21 protein-coding genes and 1 pseudogene are annotated in these 24,751 nt (G+C 73.1%); 6 read left to right on the forward strand and 16 right to left on the reverse strand.

Annotated features, from left to right (window positions below):
• Positions 1–104: 104 nt before the first annotated feature.
• From ACGF0J_RS19320 to ACGF0J_RS19350, 7 genes and pseudogenes are all read right to left on the reverse strand, one after another.
• Positions 105–1,115: a hypothetical protein gene (locus tag ACGF0J_RS19320; RefSeq protein WP_393147515.1), complete on the reverse strand. Its 1,011-nt coding sequence runs from the start codon at positions 1,113–1,115 to the stop codon at positions 105–107.
• Positions 1,116–1,176: 61 nt separating this feature from the next.
• Positions 1,177–1,470 (reverse strand): hypothetical protein, encoded by a 294-nt coding sequence (locus tag ACGF0J_RS19325; RefSeq protein ID WP_393147517.1) that lies wholly within the window; start codon positions 1,468–1,470, stop codon positions 1,177–1,179.
• Positions 1,471–1,564: 94 nt separating this feature from the next.
• The gene (locus ACGF0J_RS19330) at positions 1,565–2,929 is read right to left on the reverse strand and encodes a serine/threonine-protein kinase (protein ID WP_393147519.1); all 1,365 of its coding nucleotides are present in this window, start codon (positions 2,927–2,929) and stop codon (positions 1,565–1,567) included.
• A gap of 725 nt (positions 2,930–3,654) precedes the next feature.
• Positions 3,655–4,053 (reverse strand): RidA family protein, encoded by a 399-nt coding sequence (locus ACGF0J_RS19335; RefSeq protein WP_393147521.1) that lies wholly within the window; start codon positions 4,051–4,053, stop codon positions 3,655–3,657.
• A gap of 14 nt (positions 4,054–4,067) precedes the next feature.
• Entirely contained in the window at positions 4,068–5,264 is a 1,197-nt protein-coding gene (locus tag ACGF0J_RS19340; RefSeq protein WP_393147523.1) for an MFS transporter, read from the reverse strand.
• Positions 5,265–5,319: 55 nt separating this feature from the next.
• Entirely contained in the window at positions 5,320–5,781 is a 462-nt protein-coding gene (locus ACGF0J_RS19345; protein WP_393147525.1) for an RrF2 family transcriptional regulator, read from the reverse strand.
• 236 nt (positions 5,782–6,017) lie between these two features.
• Positions 6,018–6,443, reverse strand: a pseudogene (locus tag ACGF0J_RS19350) (serine hydrolase); the annotation flags it as partial.
• 151 nt (positions 6,444–6,594) lie between these two features.
• Here ACGF0J_RS19350 and ACGF0J_RS19355 point away from each other — a divergent pair.
• On the forward strand, positions 6,595–7,779 hold the full coding sequence (locus ACGF0J_RS19355) for an RNA-guided endonuclease InsQ/TnpB family protein (protein ID WP_393147527.1): 1,185 nt from the start codon (positions 6,595–6,597) through the stop codon (positions 7,777–7,779).
• 16 nt (positions 7,780–7,795) lie between these two features.
• On the opposite strand, the gene ACGF0J_RS19360 is transcribed toward ACGF0J_RS19355, so the two are convergent.
• On the reverse strand, positions 7,796–8,440 hold the full coding sequence (locus ACGF0J_RS19360; protein WP_393147529.1) for a serine hydrolase domain-containing protein: 645 nt from the start codon (positions 8,438–8,440) through the stop codon (positions 7,796–7,798).
• A gap of 55 nt (positions 8,441–8,495) precedes the next feature.
• A complete protein-coding gene (locus ACGF0J_RS19365; RefSeq protein WP_393147531.1) occupies positions 8,496–9,179 on the reverse strand; it encodes an RNA-guided endonuclease InsQ/TnpB family protein in 684 nt (227 codons plus the stop codon).
• A gap of 953 nt (positions 9,180–10,132) precedes the next feature.
• Between ACGF0J_RS19365 and ACGF0J_RS19370 the strand changes: the two genes are divergently transcribed.
• Positions 10,133–10,351 (forward strand): hypothetical protein, encoded by a 219-nt coding sequence (locus ACGF0J_RS19370; RefSeq protein WP_393147533.1) that lies wholly within the window; start codon positions 10,133–10,135, stop codon positions 10,349–10,351.
• A 14-nt stretch (positions 10,352–10,365) separates the two neighbouring features.
• On the opposite strand, the gene ACGF0J_RS19375 is transcribed toward ACGF0J_RS19370, so the two are convergent.
• The 6 genes from ACGF0J_RS19375 to ACGF0J_RS19400 all read right to left on the reverse strand — a co-directional run bounded on the left by ACGF0J_RS19375 (position 10,366) and on the right by ACGF0J_RS19400 (position 18,284).
• Positions 10,366–11,310, reverse strand: coding sequence for a DMT family transporter (locus ACGF0J_RS19375; protein ID WP_393147535.1), 945 nt, complete (start codon positions 11,308–11,310; stop codon positions 10,366–10,368).
• Between the two features lie 78 nt (positions 11,311–11,388).
• Positions 11,389–12,000, reverse strand: coding sequence for a glycerol-3-phosphate responsive antiterminator (locus ACGF0J_RS19380; protein ID WP_393147537.1), 612 nt, complete (start codon positions 11,998–12,000; stop codon positions 11,389–11,391).
• A 9-nt stretch (positions 12,001–12,009) separates the two neighbouring features.
• On the reverse strand, positions 12,010–13,563 hold the full coding sequence (locus ACGF0J_RS19385) for an FAD-binding oxidoreductase (RefSeq protein WP_393147539.1): 1,554 nt from the start codon (positions 13,561–13,563) through the stop codon (positions 12,010–12,012).
• Positions 13,560–15,233 (reverse strand): glycerol-3-phosphate dehydrogenase/oxidase, encoded by a 1,674-nt coding sequence (locus tag ACGF0J_RS19390; protein ID WP_393147541.1) that lies wholly within the window; start codon positions 15,231–15,233, stop codon positions 13,560–13,562. Before ACGF0J_RS19390 ends, ACGF0J_RS19385 begins: the two co-directional genes overlap by 4 nt.
• Entirely contained in the window at positions 15,230–16,819 is a 1,590-nt protein-coding gene (locus ACGF0J_RS19395) for an FGGY family carbohydrate kinase (RefSeq protein ID WP_393147543.1), read from the reverse strand. The genes ACGF0J_RS19390 and ACGF0J_RS19395 overlap by 4 nt, the downstream gene beginning before the upstream one ends.
• 31 nt (positions 16,820–16,850) lie before the next feature.
• Positions 16,851–18,284 carry an MFS transporter gene (locus ACGF0J_RS19400; protein WP_393147545.1) on the reverse strand — a complete coding sequence of 478 codons (1,434 nt, stop codon included), beginning with the start codon at positions 18,282–18,284 and terminating at the stop codon, positions 16,851–16,853.
• A gap of 254 nt (positions 18,285–18,538) precedes the next feature.
• Between ACGF0J_RS19400 and ACGF0J_RS19405 the strand changes: the two genes are divergently transcribed.
• The 4 genes from ACGF0J_RS19405 to ACGF0J_RS19420 all read left to right on the forward strand — a co-directional run bounded on the left by ACGF0J_RS19405 (position 18,539) and on the right by ACGF0J_RS19420 (position 24,003).
• Entirely contained in the window at positions 18,539–19,153 is a 615-nt protein-coding gene (locus ACGF0J_RS19405) for an NAD(P)H-dependent oxidoreductase (protein WP_393147547.1), read from the forward strand.
• A gap of 41 nt (positions 19,154–19,194) precedes the next feature.
• The gene (locus ACGF0J_RS19410; RefSeq protein ID WP_393147549.1) at positions 19,195–20,013 is read left to right on the forward strand and encodes a helix-turn-helix domain-containing protein; all 819 of its coding nucleotides are present in this window, start codon (positions 19,195–19,197) and stop codon (positions 20,011–20,013) included.
• 82 nt (positions 20,014–20,095) lie between these two features.
• Positions 20,096–20,491 (forward strand): VOC family protein, encoded by a 396-nt coding sequence (locus ACGF0J_RS19415; RefSeq protein ID WP_393147551.1) that lies wholly within the window; start codon positions 20,096–20,098, stop codon positions 20,489–20,491.
• Positions 20,492–20,547: 56 nt separating this feature from the next.
• On the forward strand, positions 20,548–24,003 hold the full coding sequence (locus tag ACGF0J_RS19420; RefSeq protein WP_393147552.1) for a BTAD domain-containing putative transcriptional regulator: 3,456 nt from the start codon (positions 20,548–20,550) through the stop codon (positions 24,001–24,003).
• Positions 24,004–24,017: 14 nt separating this feature from the next.
• Here the strand turns inward: ACGF0J_RS19420 and ACGF0J_RS19425 are convergent, their stop codons facing one another.
• Positions 24,018–24,584: a dihydrofolate reductase family protein gene (locus ACGF0J_RS19425; RefSeq protein WP_393147554.1), complete on the reverse strand. Its 567-nt coding sequence runs from the start codon at positions 24,582–24,584 to the stop codon at positions 24,018–24,020.
• Positions 24,585–24,751 lie beyond the last annotated feature (167 nt).

Below are 24,751 nucleotides of genomic sequence, written 5' to 3' on the forward strand. Positions count from 1 at the left end.
AGGCCGCCGGCGCGGCGGCCGGTGAACCTCAACGAGCCGAGGGGGGCGGAGGTGAGCCGCCACCCTCGGCTCCCTTGCGGGCCGGGAAGCCGACGGTCTTGGCGTCAGCGCGGATGAGGCCCGGCAGGTCCAGCGTGACACTCGCGGGCGCACACTTGGCGTAGATCTCCAGCAGTTCTCTCTCGGTCTCGCGCAGGTAGTCGCGAGCCCGGGAGTTGGGGTCGCCGTCTCTCCAGAGTTCGTCCCACCAGCCGAGGCGGGGATCGACGGCATCGGCGAGGTGGCGCCTGCGACGCCGCAAGGCCTGATCGACGTGGTCCGCGGCCGTGCTCGCCCTGCCTGATGCCGCCGCCAAGGCGGACGTTGGCGTATATCCGGCGCAGCGACTCCTGTGCGGCCTCGGCCGCCGGTCCTCGCCACGGGGCGTCGGACAGGTCGTTGGCGCGCGACCGCAGGTGGTGCGTGACCTCGACCAGTTTGTCCGCCTTGTCCCTACATGACACGGCGTACTGGCCGAACGCCGTGAGAGCATGCAGCTCCAGCACCGCGCTGACGTCCAGATAGCCGGGCGGGTCCCCCTTGTCGGTCAACGGCTCGAACGTCTCGGTGGCCTGGGGATAGCCGCCGCCGGGGCGAAGGCCGGCAGGTACTTTCTGGCGAATCGCCGCTGGCGCGTTGCCCATGCCGTACGGCGTACGGAAGTCCTCGTCCTCCTTCCCGGGAGGGAAGTCCGAAAGCCGGTAGGCCTCCCCGCCCTGGGCGACCAGAATGGCGGCCGTCGCGATCTCGCTGCCGACACTGTCGAGAAAAGTACCCAACGTCCCCTGGATGTCGCTGAAGCGTTGGAGCAACTGGTCGAGGTTCGGCGAGCCGAGGGCGGATTCCCAAACGTTGTCGAAGAACGACAGGCCATGGAATGCCTGGCCGACGATGTTCTGCCAGGCACCGCCGACCAGCCCGGCGATGCCGACGGCGATGCCCGACAGCGTGCCGTGCCCCACCGTGAAGCCGTCCTCGTGAGGTTCCCCGAGTCCCGGCCAGGAGGGCGGCAAGGTGGGGGTGATGTCCCACTGGCTCCACTCCTGGGCGGGCGGGGGCGGGGGTTCGAGGGCCATGGGCTTCCAATCGCCAAGGGAGTAAGGCTGTCCATCCCCGGCCTCGAAGAGCTGCCGAGGGTCACGGATCTGTCGGGGGCGGCGGGGAGCTGCGTCGGCTCCGCCCGGCCTGACGCTGAGCCCCTCCCGTGAACGACGGAGAGCCCGACAGCCGCTCCATGTCGGCGATCAGGTGGTGCGTGGTGTTGGCGGACAGGTCGGTGGGGCCGTGGTCGTACGGCTCGATAGGGGGAACATCACCACCAATATACAACAGCGCTGTCATATCTTGCGACCGAGAGGCCGTGCCGACGAACCAGCAGCCCGTCGTGGGGGCGTTCGCGCCGGCAGCGAAGATCACCACGGTGGCGCTCACCTTGACCATCGTGACCGCGGCGCCGGTCTCAGCGGCACGCGCATGCGCGAGCGGCCGCTGATCGGATCGTCCTGCGACGCCTACCGTGCGCCGATCATTTGCGGCCCGCGCCGCGACCCTTCCCGCGAGGCTTCGGATGCTGCTTGTGGTGGCCCTTTCCAGTCTTGGCGGCCTTCTTGGCCTGGCCGGGTGGCACGAACCGTGACCGTGACCCGGTGCCCCCGGTGATGGGCGGGCGGGCGGCCTGGCGCCGGGCGGCCGGAGACCGGCTGACCGCCACGCGCTCGGCCCGCAGGATGCCCGGGGACGCCGATGGCGACGACATCGGGGGAGTGGCGGGCTCGGTGGCGGTGCCTGCCTCGGGCCGCCAGCCGGCGGGCGCCGGGGATGGCAGCCCGCTCCGGTCGGCGGTCCAGAAGGTGACAGCCAGCAAGCCGACGATCACGGCGGCCGCGGCGTGCCGCGCGCGGGCGGGCAGGCGGCGGCGCTCCGCCGCGTTGGGCCGGGTGCGGCCGGACGGTGCGCCGGCTGAGCGGAGCGGCGGCGGTGCGGCCGCCGCGTCGGCCGAGCGGAGCGATGGGGGCACGGCCGCCGCGCCGGCCGTCTCCTCGGTGGCCGGCGGGTGCCCGGTGTACGGGGCGGTGACGCGGCGCAGATGTCGGCGTGCCTCCTCCAGCCCGGTGCGCCGCTCGGGGTCCTTGGCCAGCAGGCCGGCGATGAGCGGGGCCAGCGGCCCGGCCCGCTCGAACGGGGCGGGGTCGGCGGTCAGGACCGCGGTGAGGGTGGCCAGGGCGTTGCCCTCACCGAACGGGGGGCGGCCCTCGACCGCGGTGTAGAGGGTGACGCCCAGCGACCACAGATCGGCCTGCGGGCCGGGCGTGCCGCCCCGCGCGCGTTCGGGGGCGATGTAGGCGGGCGTGCCGACGACCATGCCCGTCTGCGTGAGGCCGGCGGGCTGCTGCACGGTGGTGGCCAGCCCGAAGTCCGTCAGCACCGCGTGATGCCCGTCCCTCAGGAGGATGTTGGCGGGCTTGACGTCGCGGTGCATGATCCCGGCGGCGTGCGCGACGGCCAGCGCGTCCAGCACCTGCAGCCCGATCCGGGCCACGACGGCCGCGGGCAGCGGCCCCTGCCGGGCGAGCACCGCGGCCAGGGTGGGCGCCGAGACGAGTTGCATGACGATCCACGGCCGCTCGTCGGCCACCACCACGTCGTGGACACCGGCGATGTGCGGATGACTCAACCGGGCGGCGAGCCGGGCCTCGCGCATGGTGCGGGCCAGGACCGCCTCGCGTTCCTGCTGCGACTGCTGGTGGAGGCTGACCTCCTTGACGGCGACCGGCCGGTCCAGCAACTCGTCGTGGCCGCGCCACACCCGCCCCATGCCGCCCTGGCCCAGCTCGGTCAGCAGTCGGTAGCGGCCGGCCAGCAACCAGCCTTCATGGTACGCAGCGGACATGGCGCCCGGCCTACCCGTTCAAGGTCCGCCCATGCGCGGCGGACGCCGGAATCGTCCGGCCCTCGTGGCCGGGCGACCCCGGTCACGTGCCGGACAGGTGCGGCCGGACCTCGGCCGAGATCGCCGCGGGTTCGCATCCGGCGGCCGTCCAGGTGGCGGAGAGATCTCAGTGGCGCGGTGGCCCCGGCTGGTGATCGGGATCAATGCGCGGGCGACCTTCTTTGAAGGGGCCTATGTTCTCACCGCGATCCCTTTCGCGCTTCCAGGGATTAAGGCTGAACCAGTCCTCCAGCTGCCTCTTCATCCACCGCTTGGCATTCTCCCGCGCCTGCTTTTCGTAGGATTTCTTAAGCCATTTCTGGTAGCATTTTCGATTTTGGCACCTGGGCGGCGGGTCCGCCGTAGCCCCCTTGGCCGTACCAGTGATGACGGATGCCGTTCCCGTAACCGCTTGCGAGACTGGGGGGCTCGCGGAATTCGCCGGGGCGACGACGACTCCGGTGGCGAGGGCTCCAGCAGTGGCCGCGACCGCCAGCCTGCGCCCAAATGTGATCTTGGGCATTGTCATCATCTTCTTCCTGGGCATCGATGATGACGTTCTCATCTCCCGCCAAGCGGATCAGACGCAGGCTGACAGATCCATCCTTTTGCGCCAAATATTCGGGCAGCTTTTCTTGGCGGCGCGCTCACGGCCCACGTCGCTGCTGGAGGGCCGCTTGCGGGCGTCAAGGCTGGACGGCGATGGCATCCACCTCGAAGAGCATGTCGGGCAGGGCCAGGGCGGCCACGCCGAGCAGCGTCTGGGCGGGCGGCCGGTCGCCCCAGATGCGGCCGATGGCCGTGGCGACGACGGAGAGCTTGTCGGGTCCGTGATCCACGATGAAGGTCCGGATCTGGGCGACGTCCTGATAGTCCAGCCCAGCGGCACGCAGGGCCGTGCGCAGGTTGGCCAGCGATCGGTCTACCTGGTCGGCGAAGTCAGGTGAGACCACGTGGCCGCTGTCGTCGGAGGCGTACTGTCCGGCGACGATGACCAGTCGGCCGGAGGTCACGGTGGCGAGGTGGCTGTAGCCGAAGGCGACCGGGTCGTGGAGCGCGGGCGGGTTCGAGATGGTGAACGACATGGTCGTAACTCCTTTTACTTGGTGTGTGCGGTGACGACGTACTTGGTGTGTGCGGTGACGACGAGGATGGACGACAGGAGGAACGCGGCGGCGAGCCAGAGCGCTGCGAACGTGCCGAACCCGTCCACGACGAGCCCGCCGAGCAGGGCGCCGAGCGCGATGGACAGGTTGAAGGCGGCGACGAAGAGCGACGAGGCGGCCTCGGTGGCCTGAGGGGCGGCTTTGAGCATCCAGGTCTGCAGGCTCACGGAGACGCCCCCGTAGGCCAGTCCCCAGACGATCACCGCGAGCACCGCTGTGGCGGCGCCGGCGCCGTATGCGGCCAGCAGGCTCGTGACGGCGGTGAGGGTCACGCCGATGCCGAGCAGCGTGCCGCGCGGGTGACGCGTGACCTGGCTGCCGGCGACGAAGTTGCCGACGACGCCGGCCACGCCGTAGGCGAGCAGCATCAGGCTGATGGAGTTCGGCGGGATTCCCGCGATCTCCTGCAGGATGGGCCGGAGATAGGTGTAGGCGGCGAACTGTCCGGTGATCAGGAGCAGCGTGAGCACGATGCCTGCCCGCACGGAGGGGGTTCGCCACAGGCGGGGCATCTCGGCGAACGAGATCGTGCGTGTGGCGGGCAGGGCGGGCACGAACAGGACCAGGCAGGCGAGCGCGCCCAGTCCCAAAAGCCCGACGATCGCGAACCCGAGTCGCCAGCCGCCGATCTGCCCGGCGAAGGTGCCCGCGGGCACGCCGAGGACGGAGGCGGTGGACACGCCGCCGAAGATGACGGCTGTGGCCCGGCCGACGTGTTGCTGGGGCACCAGGCGCAGGGCGAGCCCGCCGGCGATGGCCCAGAAGCCGCCCACGCTGATGCCGACCGCCAGCCTGGCCACGAGGACGACGGTGAAGGTGGTCGCCATGGCGCTGACGAGGTTGGCCAGCGCCATCAGTCCGATGAGTCCGGTCAGCATGACCCTGCGGTCCAGCCGTCCGGCCGCGATGGTCAGCACGGGAGCGGCCAGGGCGGCCACCAGTCCGGGCGCGGTCACCATCAGTCCGGCCTGACCCTCGGTGATCTTCAGGTCGGTGCTGACGGGTGTCAGCAGCCCGACGGGAAGCAGTTCGGAGGTCATCAGGGCGAAGATGCCGAGCGTGACAGCGGAGACGGCGAGCCATCCGCGCAACGCCGACCCGCTCTCGGGTTCATTCTGGATAGTAGACATCCAGGATCTCCTTGAAAAAACAGCCCCCGAGAGGGCTTGGCGGAAAGATGAGGGTTCAGCTGAGCCAGCGACGGGTGCGCTCGGGCTCCCCGGGGGCTCGCCTCTCCACGGAGGCGCACACGTCGGCGATGGTCTGCCTGGCCAGCTCCTTGCGCCAGGCCAGTTCGGCCTTACGCATGGCCGTGGAGATCACGCAGGTGGCCGCGTAGTCGGCCTCCTTGTCGCCCCAGGGGCCGGCGGCCAGGATTCCGGCGCAGCGGAACGCCGGATCGGTTCCCTCGATCGCGGTCACCACGTCCAGCAGGCTGATCGAGGCCGGGTCGCGCGCCAGCGTGAATCCTCCCTTCGGTCCGGAGACGGAGGTGAGGACGCCGGCCCGGACGAGGGACTGGAGCTGCTTGTTCAGGTAGGCGGGGGGCAGGTCGTAGAAGGTCGCCAGCCGGGCCGAGCGCACCGGCCGCCCGACCCAGGAGAGGTTCACGCACGTGTGCAGCACCCACTCGACGCCCTCGCTCATCCGCATATCCTGGACAATACACGTCCAGAATATGCGGCGGCAATCCGGGTCAGGAGGGCGGCGGCGATCCGGGTCGGGGAGACGGCCTCCGCCCTCGCGGCGGGCCGTCTCCCGTGACCGTTGCCCACGACCGTGGCGAGTGCCCGCGGAAGGTCCGCCCGCCCGGGTCGCCCCCGTCGCCCGCCCCCGCCCGCGTCGCCTGCATCGCGCCGGCCGCGCCGCTCGCGCCGGCCGCGTCAGAAGTAGCGCGGGCTGAGGTCGGTGGTCGGCCGGCTGGTCACCTTGCCGATCTCGGCGTTGATCCGCGGGCTCAGCACGTCGAAGTCCGGGCTGGAGCCCTCCTCGCGGCGGTTGAACAGCGCGGCGTAGGTGAAGCCGTTCTGCAGCCGGGCGAGGTAAGTGTACGTCCCGCGCAGCGACCCGGCGTGCCAGGTGTTCAGGTGCCCCGGCACCTGGCGCACGTACCAGCCGGCCCCGTACCACGAACCATAGGCGTTCGGCCCGATCTCGGGCTTGGCGAACATCCGGCTGATCGAGGTGGCGTTCAGCACCGGGCCGGGGGCGTCGAAGATCTTCGCGAACCTGACCAGGTCGACCGCGGAGGCGAGCCAGCCGCCGCCAGGGCCGCGGTTCTCCATCAGAGCCTTCCGAGGGGACCGGCGGCTTGAGCCGTCGGGGAATGGGGAGCGGGTGGGCCGTCAAGGCCCGAGCGTGCCGTGACCTGTCGGGTCTGCGCATCACGGGTCTCCTTCCGGTTCTTGTCGGTGCCTGCCGATACTGTGGTCGCGTCGTTACTGAGTGTGGGAGGTGGGTGTGCGCAGGTCGTTCAAGTTCCTGATGCGCCCGACCAGCAGGCAGGCCGCCGCGCTCGCCGCTTGCCTGGAGGATCACCGAACCCTGTACAACGCCGCTCTGGAGCACCGGCGCACCGCCTACGCCAAGGCGGGTGTCGCGGTTCGGTACGGCGATCAGTCGGCGGAGTTGAAGCACATCCGCGCCGACGATCGTGAGGGTCAGGGCCGGTGGTCGTTCTCTTCTCAGCAGGCCACGCTGCGACGGCTGGACAGGGCGTTCCGGGCGTTCTTCGACCGCGTCGAAGCCGGGCGCACGCCGGGGTTCCCGCGGTTCAAGGGGCGGGGCTGGTTCGACACGGTGCAGTGGCCGAAGGACGGCGACGGCTGCCGGTGGGACTCCCACCCCGAGCATCCGGCCGCGACGTTCGTGCGCCTTCAGGGCGTCGGCCACGTCCGGGTGCACCAGCACCGTCCGGTCAAGGGCCGAGTGAAGACGATCAGCGTCAAGCGTGAAGGGCGCCGCTGGTACGTGGTGCTGTCGTGCGACGAGGTGCCCGCGCAGCCCCTGCCCGCCACGGGTGCGGTCGCGGGGATCGACCTGGGTGTCGCCTCGCTGGTCACGACCAGCGACGGTCACCATATCGACAACCGGCGGCACCTGGCCGCCTGCGCCGGCCGTCTGGCGTCGGCCCAGCGCGATCTCGCCAGGAAGAAGCGCGGGTCCAAGCGCCGCCGTAAGGCGGCCGCCCGGGTGGCGGCGCTGCACGCCAAGGTGCGGCGCCAGCGGGTGGACGACGCGCACAAGGCCGCGCTCGCCCTGGTCCGTGGGTACGACGTGATCGTGCACGAGGACCTGCGGATCATCCACATGACCCGTTCGGCGTCGGGCACGATCGACGCCCCCGGCCGCAACGTCGCCGCCAAGTCCGGGCTCAACCGGAGCATCCTGGACGCGGGTTGGGGGGTGTTCCTGACGATCCTCGCGCACAAGGCTGAAAGCGCCGGTCGAGAGCTGATCGCAGTCGATCCCCGCAACACCTCCCGCACCTGCGCCCGCTGCGGGCACGTGGCGAAGGACAACCGTCTCACCCAGGCCGCGTTCGCCTGTACGGCGTGCGGCCACCGGGCGCACGCCGACGTGAACGCGGCGATCAACATCCTGAGGGCAGGGCTTGCCCTTCGCCAGGCCACGCAAGCGGCTTAGCGAGAAGCCGCTCCCTTCAGGGAGCGGAGGAGTCACGCTGAAACCGCCGTAGGGGGTGGGGGACCATGGTGCCGGAGGCGTCGGTCACCGTCTTGGCGGTGTACGCCGACTCGTAGATCACCTCGCCGGTCACCGCCTGGGAGCGCGACGTGCGGCCGAGCCGCATCCGGGTGATGCCCACGGGGGTGAGCAGCTTCTGCCTCACGTACGACTCGTAGCTCAGCCCCGACACCTTCTCGACGATCCGGCCCAGCAGCAGGTAACCGTAGTTGCTGTAGGCGAAGCGGGAGCCGGGATCGAAGTCGAGGGCACGGCTGCCCGCGTACCTGATGATGTAGTCCTGGTCGATCGGCAGCGGGACGTCCAGCGCGGCGGCGATGGCGTGGTCCAGGTAGTCCTTGGAGATGTCCCGGTCCCAGCCGCCGGTGTGCTGCAGCAGCCGCCACACCGTCACCTTCGCCAGCCGGGCATCGGCCGCGGTCGACAGGCCGAGGAGCGGGGCCACCGGGGCCGACAGGTTGAGCTTGCCGTCCTGGGCCAGGCGGATGACGGCCGCCCCGGTGATGTGCTTGCTCAAGCTGGCCAGGCGGAACAGCGACGTCGGGGACACCGCGGGGACGGCCCGCCCGTCGGGGGAGTAGCGGTAGCCGCGGGCCAGCACGAGCCGGCCGTTCTTCGCGGTGACTCCTCCGCTTCCTGAAGGGAGCGGCTTCTCGCTAAGCCGCTTGCGTGGCCTGGCGAAGGGCAAGCCCTGCCCTCAGGATGTTGGTCGCCGCGTTCACGTCGGCGTGCGCGGTGTCGCTGGTGGTGACCAGCGAGGCGACACCCAGGTCGATCCCCGCGACCGCACCCGTGGCGGGCAGGGGCTGCGCGGGCACCTCGTCGCACGACAGCACCACGTACCAGCGGCGGCCTTCACGCTTGACGGCGATCGTCTTCACTCGGCCCTTGACCGGACGGTGCTGGTGCACCCGGACGTGGCCGACGCCCTGAAGGCGCACGAACGTCGCGGCCGGATGCTCGGGTTGGGAGTCCCACCGGCAGCCGTCGCCGTCCTTCGGCCATTCCACCGTGTCGAACCAGCCCCGGCCCTTGAAACGCGGGAACCCCGGCGTGCGCCCGGCTTCGACCCGGTCGAAGAACGCCCGGAACGCCTTGTCCAGCCGGCGCAGCGTGGCCTGCTGGGACGAGAACGACCACCGGCCCTGACCCTCACGATCGTCGGCGCGGATGTGGTTCAACTCCGCCGACTGATCGCCGTACCGAACCGCGACACCTACCTTGGCGTAGGCGGTCCGCCGGTGCTCCAGAGCGGCGTGCCGGTGATCCTCCAGGCAAGCGGCCAGCGCGGCGGCCTGCCTGCTGGTGGGACGCAGCAGGAACTTGAACGACCTGCGCACACCCACCTCCCACGTTCGGTAACGGCGTGACCACGGTACCGGCAGGCACCGACAAAACCCGGAAGGAGACCCGTGATGCGCAGACCCGGCAGGTCACGGCACGCTCGGGCCTTGACGGCCCACCCGCTCCCCATTCCCCCGACGGCTAAAGGCGACAGTCCCCTCGGGAGACTCTGATGGGGGATTGCTGTCGGTCTTTACGGCAGGACGATTGTCATGCGTGCCCTTTGTAAAGGGTCAAGGCGGCTTGCGCACCCTCACGCAGAGTGATCGGCGGCGGAGAGCGAAGGACGGTCAGGCGCTTTCCTGCTCGTCCGCGAGGCGAGCGGACTGCGCGACGGCCGCGCCTTTGACGGCCGCATCCGGGACGGCGGCACCTGGGACGGCCGCATCCGGGACGGCCGCATCGGGGACGGCGGTGCGAGCGCGGACGCGGGCGGGAAGGTCAGCCGGTCGGTGAGCTCGTGGTCGAGCTGTCCGCGATGGGCGGCGCGGGCGGCATCCTTTTGGGCACCACCGTGACGATGGGGTACGCGCTTCACAGCGGGTGGCCCTCGGTCGTGCCGGCCTGGGCGACGGCAGGAGGGCTGACCGCCACTCTCGTCATCGGCGCCATGGCGGGCCTCCCGTTTCTCCCCAACCGCGGCTCTCTCGGCCCCGTAGCATGTCACTCCTTCGCCGTACTCGGGGGAAGGGTCGTGGTGATGGTGACGGGCCGGCCCGCCGGCTGTCACACAGCCGTTCGCCTCGTCCGAGGTCGACGGGCGCGACGGTGATGTGCATCGCGTCCACCCACACCGACCTGCTCGACCGCTTCCACCTCGATACGGTGCCGAGCCCCAGCGGGGTCACGCACCTGCTGTTCTGGCGGCGATGACCAAGGCCCCGCACGTCTGGTGGCGACAGAACCTCGTGGCGTACGCCCCGGCGGGTCCGGGGCGTACGCTCGGTCCGTGGAGACGGGCCGCTGTTACGGGTGCAAGCGCGAGTTCAGCTTCGATCCGGGGGAGGTCACGACGTTCCTGGTCGATCCGGAGACCGGCCGCCCGCCGGGCATCACCGCCCTGGGCACGCTTCGGCCGGCCGCCCCGGACGCGGTGGCGAGGTCGGTCGACCTGCCGGTCTGTCCGGAGTGCGTGGAGCGGGCGCAGCGGTTCCACCGCGGTTCTTAAGCCGGCCGCCCGGGTCACCGGAGCCGCGGCCGGTGGTTGGCGAGGAGCACGCCGGCCCCGCCGAGCGCGAGCCCGGCGACGGCGAGCGGATGCAGCGACTGCCCGGCGAGCAGCCAGGCCAGCACCGCCGTCACCGCGGGGGTCAGGAAGAACACGGTGCTCACCCGGCTGGCGGACGAGCGGGCGAGCATGGCGTTCAGCAGGAGGAACGCCGCGATGGAGTTGACGAGCACCATCCAGGCCACGGACCCGCCGAACGCCGCCCAGTCCGACACCCGCGGCGTCTCGACGGCCAGGCAGGCCAGGCCGACCGCCGGGGCGCTGACGAGGAGCTGGGTGGCGGTGCCGGTGCGCACGTCCATGTCGGGGACGAAGCGCTTCTGGTAGAGGGTGCCGGCGCTGAGCCCGGCCAGCCCGACCAGGCACAGCACGACCCCCCAGGCCGACAGGCTCACCCGGTCGGCCACCGCGAGCAGGACGCCGGACGCGCCGAGCGCGAACCCGAGCCACTGCCGCCCGGTGACCGGCTCGCCGAGGAGCCGGGCGGCCAGCGCGACCACGATCGGACTGAGCCCCTGGACGAGCGAGATGACGGCGGCGGGGAAGCCCATGCCCAGCACGGTGTAGAAGCTGCCGAACTGGACGGCCTGCATGAGCAGACCGGAGACGGCGACGTGCGCCAGCGTCCGGCCGCGCGGCCAGGGGGCGCGGATGATCAGCGCGTACCCGGCGAGCAGCGTCCCGGCCACCGCGAAGCGGGCGAACATCAGCAGCAGCGCGGGCGCGGCCTCGACCCCGGGGATGCCCGCGATGAAGGCGCTGCTCCAGAGCACGACGAAGAGGGGCGGAGCCAGCGCCGCCGAGCGCGCGCGAACCGTACGCGCCCCGCTGCGCGGTCCGCCCGCCGCGCGCGTCTCCGTGCCCGTGCGGGCCGACAGGTCCGGCCTGGCCGGCGTCATGGGGTCGTTCCTTCCGACGTACGGGCACACCGGTGGCCGCGCGAGCCCCCGGCGGGGCCGCGCGGCGGGCCGGGATGGTCAGGGGGCGCGCAGGGCCGAGCGGCGCAGCTCCCACAGCTTCTCGTCCGAGGTGCAGACTCCCGCCGCGCCGTGCTGGAGCGCCTCCACCACGTCCGCCTCGCCCTGGACGAACCCGGCCGCCAGGTAGGGCACGCCGAGATCCCTGGCCTGCCGCTCCATGTAGCGCAGCACGACCGCGGGCATGAGCTGCACGAGGTCGGGACGGGACCGCGTGATGGCCTGCAGACTCCGGTTGAGGTTGGACCGGTCGGTCACGAACACCTTCTGCATGGACAGCAGGCCGAGCCCGGAGGCCCGCTCGACGATCGCCGCCCGGGTGGAGCAGATGCCGATCGCCCCGATGTCCCGCAGGTAGGACAGCGCGCCGGGATCGTGTCCCAGGCCGGGGGTCGAGTCCATGTTGACGAACACGATCTTGCCCGCGTCGACCGTGCGCCGCACCGTGGCCGCCAGGTCGCCGAGCGGGACCGAGGCCAGGATGCCCAGCGGGGTCGAGGTGGCGGTGAACGTGTCCGCCATGGCCACGCTGACCAGCGACGCCATGACGGGGTAGTCCGCCAGCGCGGCCAGCAGGCGCCGGTCGACCGGGCGTTTCGGACGTGAGCTCACCGCAACACCCTACGCACGCGCCTCGTCGAAGGGGCTGGGCAGCCCCAGCTTGCCCGGGTTCATGATGCCGGCCGGGTCGAGGGCCCGCTTGACGGCCACCAGCGTGCCGAACCCGCTGCCCAGGGCCGCCTCGACGTACGGCGAGCGCAGCAGGCCGACGCCGTGGTGGTGGCTGATCGCGGCGCCGTGCCGGATGAGCACCTCGTTGGCCGCATCCCAGGCGGCCCGGTACCACTCCCGGCGGCGGGGCCGGTCCACGTCGCCGCGCAGCGAGAAGTACAGGCAGGCGCCGTCGGTGTAGGCGTGCGACTGGTGCGCCGAGGCGCGCAGCGTGCCCGGGACGGCCTCGATCGCCGCGACCACCTCCTCGTAGACGGCCTGCAGCGCCGACCACGGCGCGGCGATCTCGCAGGTGTCGGCGACGAAGCCGGGCCCCTTGGCGAACCCGTCGCCGGACTTGCCGACGATCATGCGCTCGTCCAGCCAGCGGGCGAGGACCGCCGCACCGTCCAGCTTCGCCGACGCCCGCCCTGCGCAGGCCTCCTCGACGACCGCCATGGTGGCGTCCACCAGCGCGGGATCACCTTCGTCGGCGATGAGCAGCAGGTTCGTGCCCGGCTCGGCGAAGTGGGTGCCGCTCTCGTGCGCGTCGTACAGGCGCAGCACGGCGGGGGTCGCGCCGCGCTGCAGGATCTCCCGGCAGGCGTCGAGGCCGGCGGCGAACGTGTCGAACCCGTAGGCCAGGCCGCGCGCGTAGTCCGGCAGCCGGTGCGTCCGCAGCCGCAGCCGGGTGATCACGCCGAGGGTACCCTCCGAGCCGATGAACAGCTGGCGCAGGTCGGGTCCGACGGCGGCCCGGGGGTAGGCGCCGTAGCTCGCGGTGGTGCCGTCCGGCAGGACCACGTCGAGGCCGACGACCATGTCCTCGATCTTCCCGTACCGGGTGGACAGCTGGCCCGCGCCCCGGCAGGCGGCCCAGCCGCCGACGGTGGAGATGGCGAACGCGGACGGCCAGTGCCCCGTGGTGGCGCCGTGCCGCTCCTGCAGCTCCTTCTCGAACAGGTCGCCGAACATCCCCGCCTGCACCTCGACGATCATCGACTCGGCGTCGAAGGAGACGATCCGGTTGAGCCGGCACACGTCCAGCACCACCCCGCCGAACACGGGCAGGGCGGCGCCCAGCACGTTGCTGCGGCCGGCCGAGACCGTCAGCGGGATGCCGTGCGCCCCGCAGATCCGCACCACGGCGGCGACCTGCTCCTCGTCGGCCGCCTCGACGATCACGGCGTCGGGGGTGGCCGGCTCGCCGTCCGTCTCGCCGATGGACGTGCCCGCCCACCAGTCGCGGGTACGGCGGATCACCTCGTCGCGGTCGGTGTGCACGGCCGCGGCGGCCGAGCGCAGCTCCGTGAGGACCTCGGCCGGAACCTCCACCACGGCGGTCTGCAGGCTCGCGGGGCCCGTGCCGGGCGGGCAGGCGGCGGCCCATCGGGGCGGCGTCGGCGCGCCGACCACGTAGTCGCCCCGGTTGAACGGGTGGGTGACGGTCTGCCTGCTGATCATGAGAGTCCTTCCATCAGTACGGTCTTCTCCCGCTCGACGCCGGAGACGTAGTCGTCGACCTGCCGGGCGACCTCCTCGTCCGACAGGCCCAGCTCCCGCTGGAGCAGCCGGCCGACCTCGGGGGCCGCCTTCACCGACAGGTCGCGGGCGAACAGCCGCATCCGGGTGCGCCGCGACAGCACGTCGTCGACGGTCCGCGCCAGCTCGCACCGGGCCGCGTACACCACCTCGGCCCGCAGGTGGCCCGCGCCCTCGATGATCGGCTCGATGAGGGACGGGTCCTCGGCGAAGAGGTCGGCCACGAAGCGCGCCTCGGTTCCGTACCGCTCGCCCAGGTGGGCCCCCACGCCACCGGTGGCCGAGGTGGCCTCCGCGTCGTATCCGGCCCCGCCGAGCAGCGGCAGCCGCGCCGTCCGGCAGCGGGCCCGGCGGCCGAGCACCCTCAGCGCCTCGTCGACCACCAGTTCGCCCATGTGGCGGCTGGTGGTGAGCTTGCCGCCGGTGACGGTGACCAGCCCGTGCGCGTCCGTCGAGACGCGGTGGTCGCGGCTCATGTCGAGCGTCGCGCCCTCCTTGCCGCCGACCAGCGGCCGCAGCCCGGCCATCGAGCCGACCACGTCGGCCGCGACGAGGTCGGCGTCGAAGGCGGTGTTGGCGCCGTCGAGCAGGTACTGCATCTCCTCGCGGGTGCACAGCACCTCGTCCAGGGAGCCGTCGTAGTCGGTGTCGGTCGTGCCGACCACGACCACGTCGCCCCACCTGGTGCAGGTGGCGCGGCGGGCCCGGCCGGGGATGGGCACGGTCACGGTGCCGTCCACGGGCAGCCGGGTCCACGGCACGATGACGTGCACTCCCTTCGCGGGACGGACGCGGGGCCGGTGGCCCGGGTCCGACAACCCGTCGAGGGTGTCCGACCACACCCCCGTCGCGTTGATCACCACACCGGCGCGGACGTCCACGTCCCGGCCGTCCACCTCGACGGTGGCGCCGCGCACCCGGCCGCCCTCCCGGATGAGGGCGCGGCAGGCGGCGCCGTTCAGCACGGTCGCGCCGAAGTGCGCGGCGGTCCGCGCGATCGTCAGGGTCAGCCGGGCGTCGTCGGTGCGGCTGTCGTAGTAGAGCAGCCCGCCCTTGAGCCGGTCGGCGCGCAGCCGCGGGGCGCGGACGAGGACTTCCGGCACGGTGAGCCGCCTGTGCAGCCGGCCGATCCGCCACCCTCCGGCCAGGTCGTACGTCCACAGCAGGCCCTCGAAGGCCTTGGCGACGCGGGCGTCGAAGACGCCGTCCTGGGTGAGCACGGGAAAGACGAACGGCAGCCGCTGCACCAGGTGCGGCGCGTTGCGGCGGAACCGCTGGCGTTCGAGCAGCGAGCGCCGGACCAGCGGCAGGTTGCCCTGCTCGATGTAGCGCAGGCCGCCGTGCACCATCTTCGACGACCTGGAGGAGGTGCCGGAGGCGAAGTCGTCCCGCTCGACCAGCGCGACGGACAGGCCGCGGGTGGCGGCGTCCAGCGCGGTGTAGCAGCCGGTGACGCCGCCGCCGACGACGAGGACGTCGACAGGCCGGGAGGCGAGCCGGTCGAGCTGCTCGCGGCGGTCGAGCCGCAGCGGGCCGCGGCGGATGGCGTTCTTCGTCTCCGATCTGGCCTTGCGTTCGGGAAGCCGGATCACGATGTTGATTCCTCCGGTGAGTCGGGTCGTGGGCCGCCGGAGCCGGGCGGCGGCGTGGACGGCCGGCGGGGGGCGGGCGGCGGGTCCGGGACGTGGCGCGCCAGCAGGTCGCGCCAGGCGGCGCGGCTCTCCTGGCGTTCGGCATCGGGCAGGGACGGTTGGAAGGCGGGGGCGGCCGGGAGCGCGGCGACGGCCGCCGCGACGCTCGGCCACAGCCCCGCGCGGACTCCGCCGAGGTAGGCGGTCCCCCGCAGGCTGGCGCTCTCGTGGTCGTGGGCGCGCCGCACCGACCGGCCGAGCAGGCCGGCCTGGCTGGACATCAGCACGTCGCTGGAAGCCAGCCCGCCGCCGCAGAACAGCTCGGTGACCGGCTGCCCCATGACCTCCTCCACGCCGTCCAGCAGGTCGCACACGGAGTGCGCGATGCCGTCGAGGATGCCGCGGGCCAGCTCCGCCCGGGTGGTGGACAGGCTGAGGCCGGCCAGCAGCCCGGTCGCCTCGGGCGCCCACACGGGGGTGCGCATCCCGGTCAGCGCCGGCAGGAAGGTCACCCGGGAGGGTCCTGGATGTTCGCGGGCCAGGCTCGCCAGCTCGCGGGGCGACGCGAACAGGCCGATCTCGTCGCACAGCCAGCGCAGCGCGGAGCCGGTCGTAGCCGCGAACCCTTCCACGCTGAACACGGGAACACCGCGGGAACGCCAGCCGACCAGGGTGAGCACCCCGGGCACGCGGCGGCGGTGCGCCGGCGGCCGCTCTCCGGCGACGGCGTCGAGGAACGTTCCCGTCCCGTGGACGCACATGGCCTGGCCGGGCCCGTGCGCGCCGAGGGCGAGCATCGCCGCGTGCTGGTCGCCCATGACGGACAGGATGGGCAGCCGCACGCCGAGGACCGCCGGGTCGGTCGTGCCGAAGTCGCCGTCCTCGTCGAGGATGCGGGGCAGCACGTCCGGCGGGCAGCCGAGGAACGCGACCCAGGGCTTGTGCCAGTCGCCGGCGCGCAGGTCGTAGGCGCCGGTGGCGACGGCGTTCGTGGCGGACATGACGTGGCGCGCGCCGCCGGTCAGCTTCCACACCAGCCAGGTGTCGATCGAGCCGAACGCCAGCCTGCCCGCCGCGTGCGCCCGGCGCGCGGCCTCGTTGCGGGCGATCTCCTCCGCCGCCCACAGCAGCGGCGCGCGTGAGCCGACCGGCCGGCCGGTGTGCTCGGCGAGGCGGGCGTCCCACTCGGGTTCCCATTCCCGCAGCCGCGCGGCGTACCTGCGGTCCTGCCAGACCACGGCCCGGCTGAGCGGCCGGCCGGTCACCGTGTCCCACAGCAGGACCGTCGCGCGCTGGGTGGAGATCGAGACCCCGGTGATCTCCACCTGGTGGGCGGCGGCCCAGTCCAGGGCCTCGCGGCAGACCTGGACGGTGCGCTGCCAGATCTCCGCGCCGTCCTGCTCGACGCGCAGGTGGTCGGGTGAGCTGACCGAGATGGGCAGGTACGCGGGCGGGGTCGCGCCGCCGTCGTCCAGGACGACGGCCGCGCGGGTGCCCGTGGTGCCCTCATCGATGCCGAGCACGCCGCGGCGGCGGTCCCTGGTCATCCGTGAAGGTCCTTTCGTCATGCGGGCGGGATCAGGCCGACACCGGCTGGCGCGGCTGGAGGTGGATCGGCTCCTCCTCCAGGTTGACCGCGGCCCGGGTCGGATCCCACTTGATCGCCAGGCAGGTGAGCAGGCCGGCCAGCGGCACCACGGACAGCACCATCAGGCTGTTGCCGACGCCGATGCCCGACTGCAGCTGCGGGAACAGGTACAGGCCGGCGACCGAGCCGAAGCTGCCGAGCATGCCGGTCACGCCGGTGCCCAGGGTGCGGATGTCGCTGCGGTAGGACAGCGCCGCGATCGACTTGCCGTTCGGGCCGGGCCCCGCCGAGTGGAAGAAGATGAACAGCACGGGCAGCAGCGCCGCCAGGGCGACCGGGAGCTGCTTGAACGTGGCCCCCATGACCAGCAGCGCGACGAACACCACCGCGTATCCCGCCATCGAGCTGACCCGCAGCCCGAGCCGGCGGCCGAAGTACGCCGACAGGCAGCCGCCGACGATGCCGACCGCGTTGAACGCCATGGCGCCCAGGGTCGCCTTCTCGAACTCCCTGCCGAACAGTTCGAGGCTGATCACCGGCAGGTACCAGCCCACGGCGAAGTACTGCATGGCCTGGGTGAGGGAGATCGCCGTCGAGAGTACGGTCCGGGGCAGGTAGGGGCGGCGGAACAGGACGCCCGCGTCACGGAGCCCGACCTGGTGCCGGGCCTCCTCGGCCTGGCCGGACGCCATCGGCCCTTCCTCGACGGCGAAGCCGTACATGCGGCGCAGGTTGGCCACGGACTCCCGGAGTCGTCCCTTGGACGCCAGCCAGGTGGGGCTCTCCACCAGGAAGACGAGCTGCAGCACGAACAGGGCCAGGGCGAAGACGGCCGAGGAGCTGACGGACCAGCGCCAGATGTCGGCGCCCACGTCGAACTTGTAGAACAGCAGCGTGAGAAGCAGGTTGGTGGTCGTCGCGGTGTACCAGACGCCCTGCCAGAAGTTGAGCCTGCCCTTGAGTGAGGCCGGGGTGTACTCGGCCAGCAGCGCCATGGCCACCGCGAAGTCGATGCCGTAGGCGATGCCGACCAGGGTGCGCCCGGCGAAGACCGTCTGGAAGTCCGAGCCCGCGGCGGTGAGCAGCGCGCCGGCGGCGAAGATCACCTTTGTCATCAGCAGCGGCTTGATCCGGCCGATGCGGGCGGCGAGCCAGCCGCCGAAGGGGTTGGAGATGATCGCGATCGCCGGAGCCATCGCGGTGAGCAGCCCCACCTGCGTGGGGGACAGGCCGAGCTGCTTGACCATGGGGGCCAGACCGGCGCCGAGCGCGGCGTTGGAGTAGGCGTCCAGGAACAGGCCCGCCAGGGCCAGGAACCAGATGGCGTTGGCCCGGCCGCTGAGGGTTTTGAGGGTGTCGATGAGGTCGGCCGCGTCTCCCGCGCTGCTGATGACCGTGGTTCTCGTGCTCGCCGGGTCGTGCATGCCCGCCGCCTTTCGGGTGGTCGAAACCCTGGCCAGCGGTCCGGGAACGACAAAGGCACAGACGAAGACCGCTGACAGGGTGTCTTCGTCTGTGCCTGTCGATTGGGGTGAGGTTAGGCGCGCCGCATCCGGTATGTCAAGGGTCACACCTGGCTGTGGCACCCTGCGCCGTTCGCCCGATCTCACCTGCCGGCGGCCGTGGAGCCGTGTGTGAGACTTCTCCCCGAGGAAAGCCACGACGAATGGATCTGCGCATGCGTATCGGCGTCTATCTCGCCCACCCGAGGCCCGACAGCTTCAACGGGGCCCTGTTCGACGCGGTCGTGGCCGAACTGCGCGGCCTGGGTGCCGACGTCCGCGCGCACGACCTCTACGCCGAGGGCTTCGACCCGCTGCTGGCGGCCGCCGAGACCGAGACCGTGGCCGACGGCGGGCCGTCCGTCGACGACCTGGTCCAGGCGCACCGGGCCGAGATCGCCGAGCTGGACGCCCTGGTGTTCGTGCATCCCAACTGGTGGGGCATGCCGCCGGCCATGCTGGCCGGATGGGTGCAGCGCGTGCTGGTACCCGGTGTCGCCTACAAGCTCGGCACGGCCGACGGTGAGCCCGCCGGGCTGCTCAAGGCCGGGCGCGCGCTGGTGCTCAACACCTCCGACACCCCGGCCGAACGCGAGCGGGACGAGTTCGGCGACCCGTTGCAGCGCGTCTGGAACGCTTGCGTGCTGCCCTACGTCGGCGTCGTGGACGTGCGCCGGACGGTCTTCCGCACGGTGACGGACTCGGGCGAACCGCAGCGGACCGCCTGGTTGCGCGAGGCCCGCGAGCTCGCGGCCGCCCTGCTCGACCCACGCGACGCCGAGGCGTCGTAAGGACTCGCGGCGGTCCGCCGTACCGTGGAGAGGTGACCATCGTGCCTGCTCGTCAGAGGCCCGCGGCCCTGACGCCGTACGTGGCGACACTGAGCGCCTACGAGCTCGGCCCGGGCTCGGCCGGCGTCCACCGCGGGCTGCCCTCGTCCACGATGTCGATCACGATTCCCGAGGCGGACTCGGTGGAGATCGCCTGGCTCGGGCGGCCCGGCTCGCCGGAACGGTTCCGGGCCGTCGTCGCCGGGCTTCACCTGGACGCGGCCGAGCTGAGGCAGTGGGGCGGCACGCGCGGCGTGTGGGTGACACTCAGCCCGTTGGGCGCCGGCGCGCTGCTGGGGGTCCCGGCGTCCGCACTGACCGGGCACGTCGCCGATCTCGCCGACGTGGCCCCGGAGCTGGCGCACCTGCCGGAGCGGCTGGCGGCCTGCCGGTCCTGGCCGCAACGCCGAGCCCTTGTCGAGGGCGCGCTGATCGCCGCACGGGCCCGGCACGAGGAGCACACCGCCGGTCGGGAACTGCGGGCCACGCTGGCGGCACTGTCCGGGACCGCCCGGGTGCAGGAGGCGGCTCGGCTGCTCGGGTGTTCCCGTCGTCACCTGAGCGGCACGGTCCGCAGCGGGCTGGGGGTGACGCCGAAGGAGTATCAACGGCTCCTCCGGTTCGAGAGCGCGCGTGGTGGGCTCGTGGCCGCGGCCCGTGCCGGGACGGTCAGCCTGGCGGCGGTGGCCGCGGCGTCGGGATTCGCCGACCAGGCGCACCTGACCCGCGAATGGCGGGCCATGGCCGGGTGCACGCCGACCGAGTGGCTCCGCGCCGAGGGCCTGACCGTGCGAGGACCATCAGGCCGCGACAGGGCATAGGGGCGCGTCCGGACGACGACGGCCGCTGAGGCGTTCCCAAATCTTCAAGACCCCTGTCCCCGCCCGGCCCGACGATGGGTCCATGACGTTCCCTTTTCGGCTGTATCCCCGCCTCGTCGTGCCCGACCCGGACCGTGCGTCGGCGTTCTACCAGGTCACCCTGGGCGCTGAGCGGACGTTCAGCGCTCCCCCGGGCGACGACGGCCGGCCCAGCGTCGTCGATCACCGCCTCGGCGGGTCGTCCTTCCGGGTCTCGCCCGCCGTCTCGTCGTGGGGGTGGCTGTCACCCCGTGATCTCGGCGGATCCGCGGTCCTGCTCGAAGTCGAGGTGGACGATCCGGACGCGGTCGGCGAACGCATGGTCGCCCACGGCGCCGAGGTGGTCGTACCGATCGAGAACCGGCCCTACGGCAAGCGCTCGGGCCGCATCCGTGACCCGTTCGGCCACCTGTGGATCATCACCGGCGAGCCGCGCTGAGCAGGTCGGGGCCTCCGGGTTGCGGGGGGTGGGGCGGTCCTCCGTAGCCTTGGGCGGTGAGATTCGAGGTGCTGGGGCCGCTGAGCGTATGGACCGACCAGGGCGAGCCGGTCACGATCCGCGGCCGCATGGTCCGGGCCCTGCTCGCCGACCTGCTGGTGCACGAGGGGCAGGCGGTGTCGGTGGACCGGCTGGTCGACGACCTGTGGGGCACGACGCCCCCGGTCGATCCCCTGGCGGCGCTCCACGTGCGCGTCTCGCAGCTGCGCCGGGCCCTGGCCGGGGCCGAGCCGGGCGGCCGCGAGCTGGTGGTGTCCCAGGCGCCGGGGTACGCCCTGCGGGCCACGCCCGGCACCGTGGACGCGGAGCGGTTCGCGACCCTGACCCGGCAGGCGCAGGCGGCCGGCGACCCGCGGGCCCGGGCCGGGCTGCTGGCCGACGCGCTGGCCCTGTGGCGGGGCCCGGCCCTGGCCGACTTCGCCGACGAGGAGTTCGCCCGGACGACCGTGGCCAGGTGGGAGGAGCAGCGGCTGGCCGCCGTCGAGGCGTACGCCGAGGCCCGGCTGGAGCTGGGCGAGCACCGGGAGCTGGTCGGCGAGCTGGGCGAGCAGGTGGCCAGGCACCCCTACCGCGAGCGGCTGCGCGCGGCACACCTGCGGGCCCTCTACCGGGCGGGCCGGGCGGGCGAGGCCCTCGACGGCTTCCGCGAACTGCGGCGACGTCTCGGCGAGGAGCTGGGCCTCGACCCGGGCCCGGAACTGGTCGCGCTGCACCGGGCCATCCTGGCCGGCGACCCGTCCGAGGACGCGCCGGCGCCGGCCGCGCGACGGACCCGGCCCGCCGGCAACCTGCCGGCGCCGGTGACCGAGCTGATCGGACGCGACCACGCCGTCCAGCGGATCCGGGAGCTGCTGGCGACCGGCCGGCTGGTCACGGTCACCGGGCCGGGCGGCGTGGGCAAGACCAGCGTGGCTCTGGCTGCGGCCCGCACCCTGGTGGAGGCCCACGCCGACGGCGTGTGGCTGGTCGACCTGACCACCTGGGACGGCTCCGGCGACCCCGCCGAGCTGGTGCTGTCCGTCCTGGCCATCCCCGATCCGCCGGACGGGTCCCGACCGGCGGCCGAGCGGCTGGCCGCCGTGCTGCGCGAACGGCGGACGCTGCTGGTGCTGGACAACTGCGAGCACGTGGTGGAGCCGGCGGCCGGGCTGGTCGCGACCTTGCTGCCGGCGGCGCCCGGCCTGCGCGTGCTGGCCACCGGCCGCGAGCCGCTGCGGCTGCGCGGCGAGGTCCGCTGGGAGCTGCCGCCGCTGGACGTCCCCGACACCGACGACCCCGCCCGCCTGGCCGGGTCACCCGCCGTGCGGCTGTTCCTGGCCCGGGCCGGGTTGCCGCCGGCGCCGGAGAGCGCCGCCGAGGTGGCCGAGGTGTGCCGGCGGCTGGACGGCCTCCCGCTGGCGCTGGAGCTGGCCGCCACCCGGGTGCCCGCGCTGGGGGTGCCGGAGCTGGCGGCACGGCTGCGGGTGCCCCGTGACCGGTTCGGGCTGCTGGGCTCCGGTCCCCGGGACGCGCCCGCCCGGCAGCGCACGCTGGCCGCGGTCATCGACTGGAGCTGGCGGCTGCTGGAGGCGCGGGAGCGGGCCGTGCTGTACCGGCTGGCCGTCCACTCCGGCGGCTGCACCCTCGACGCGGCCGAGGCGCTGTGCGGCGACGTCTCCGCGCGGGGGCTGGGGGACGGGCTGCGGGACGGGCTGAGGGACGGGCTGCGGGACGGGCTGAGGGACGGGCTGGGGGACGGGCTGGGGGACGGGCTGGGGGACGGGCTGCGGGAGCGTGGCCACGACGGGACGGCCGACACCGGGCGGGGCGACGGCGTCGGCGCCGGCGAGGTGCTGGAGCTGCTGGCCGGGCTGGTGGACCGTTCGCTGGTGGTGCGCGGTGACGGGCCCCGGTTCCGGCTGCTGGAGTCGGTCTCCGCGTACTGCCTGGACCGGTTGCGCCGCGGCGGCGAGGAGGCGGCGCTGCGGCGCCGGCACGCCGACCACTACCTGGCCTTCGCCGAACGGGCCGAGCGGCGGCTGCGCGGCCCCGGCCAGCAGGAGTGGCTGCGCCGGCTGGACGCCGAGGCCGCGAACCTGCGCACGGCCCTCGACACGTTCCGGCGCGAGGGCGCGGCCGGGCAGGCGCTCCGGCTGGCCGGGGCGCTGGCGTGGTACTGGCTGCTGCGCGGCCGGCTCGCCGAGGCGCTGCGTGCCCTGTCCGGCGCCCTCGCGATCCCGGGAGAGGCGCCCGCCGCGGTCCGGGCCGCCGCCGAGGCCTGGCGTGCCGGCCTGGAGATCAGGCAGGGGCAGGCGGGGCCGGAGCGGGCGGCGGCGGCGCTGCGGGGCTTCGATGAGGCGTCGGACCCGGTCGGGCGGGCCCGCGCCGCCTGGTTCCTGGCCACGGCGATCGCCGACTTCGGCGACGAGAAGGCCACCGCCGCGCTGCTGGAGCCTGCACTCGGCACCTTCCGGGCCGCGGGCGACCGGTGGGGCGAGGCGGCCGTGCTGAGCACCCGCGCCATGCTCGCGCACGTCCGCCACGACGTGACGGCGCTGGAGCGTGACGCGCGCCGCAGCGCCGAGCTGTTCGGCGAGCTGGGCGACGACTGGGGCGTGCTCCAGGCGACCGACTGGCTGATCGCCCTCGCCGACCTGGCCGGCGACCGGGCGGAGGCGGCCAGGCTCAGCAAGGCGGGTCTGCGGATCGCCGAGGACCTCGGACTGTGGCCCGACGTGGCCGGCCGGCTGGCCTGGCTGGCGTGGATCTCGGTGCAGGACGGCGACTACCCCGGCGCGATCGAGCACGCCGAACGGGCCCGGCGGCTGTCCGCCGAGCAGGGGCAGCGCGCCGGGGAGGTGTTCGCGGCCATCAGCCTGGCGTTCGCGGCCCGCCGGTCCGGCCGGTCGGAAACGGCCGAGGAGCACCTGCGGTGGCTGCTGGCGTCGGCCCGCGGGCAGCAGGACGGCGGCGGCCACCCGCCGTACCTGCCGATGGTCCTGGACGAGCTGGGACTGCTGGCCGGGCAGCGGGGAGACCCGGCCGCCGCGCTGGCCTGGCACCGCGAGGGCTTCGACGTGTCCAGGGAGATCGGCTCGCTGCCCGGCATGGCCTGGGCGCTGGCGGGCATGGCCGGCGCGCTGGCGGCGGCCGGGCGGCCCGCCCTGGCAGCGGGTCTGCTCGGCGCGGCCGACAGCGCCCGGCGCAGGGCCGGACAGACGCTGTCCGCTTCGGACCGCGCCGAGCTGGACCGCATCACGGCCGCAGTCGAGGCCGCGGTCGGCGTCGCGGTCGGCGTCGCGGTCGGCGTCGCTGCCGGGGTCGCTGCCGAGGCCGCGGTCGAGGTCACGGTCGAGCACGCAGTCGGGGCCGCGGCCGAGGACGCCGCCCCCGGCTTCGCCGCGCTGTTCGCGAGCGGCTGCGAGCTGACGCCCGAGCAGGCCAGGTCCCTGGTGGACGAGGGCCGCGCCTGACGCGCCCGCGTGGTCTACTTGGGCACGTAGACGTGGACGACGATCCCGGACTCGAAACGGTTGACGTCGGCGAGCTTCAGGTGGGTGGTGTCGAACCCGGCGCCCTCGAACAGGTGCTTGCCGGCCCCGACGACGACCGGGAAGTACCAGAAGTGGAACTCGTCGACCAGCCCGTGCTCCACCAGGGTGCGGTCGAGCTCGCCGGTGCCCCACTTGAGGATGTGCGCGCCGGGCTGCTCCTTCAGCTTCGCGACCTCCTCGGCCACGTCGCCCCGCAGGACGGTGGCGTTCCAGGTGGCCTCGGTCAGGGTCCGCGACGCCACGTACTTGGGCAGGCCGTTCATGTGGTCGGCCGTGGGGCCGGTCTGCCCCGACCAGGCCTGCGCGAACCCCTCGTACGTCACCCGGCCCATCAGCATGGCGTCGGCCGAGCCCAGCAGCTTCTCGGAGTAGGCGGAGTGGTCCTCGTCCCAGTACGGGTGGCCCCAGTGCTGGGGCTCCGCCCGCGACGCCGTGGACGGCCGGGTGTCGTCGATGATGCCGTCCAGCGACACGAACGTCGACTCGATGAGCTTGCGCATCGTCCTGCTCCTCTGGTGTGCGTGTGACCGCGCTTTCCGATGACCACAAGCCTGCCGGTCGCCCCTTACCGTCTCCTTACCGTCCGCTCGCTCCTGCAGCGCCGCGCCCGTGCGGGTACGCGTGCGCGTGCGGATGCGTCCTGGTGCGCGCGCGGGTGCGGGTGTGC

The sequence above is a fragment of the Nonomuraea sp. NPDC047897 genome (genome assembly GCF_043204415.1).
Classification (GTDB): domain Bacteria; phylum Actinomycetota; class Actinomycetes; order Streptosporangiales; family Streptosporangiaceae; genus Nonomuraea.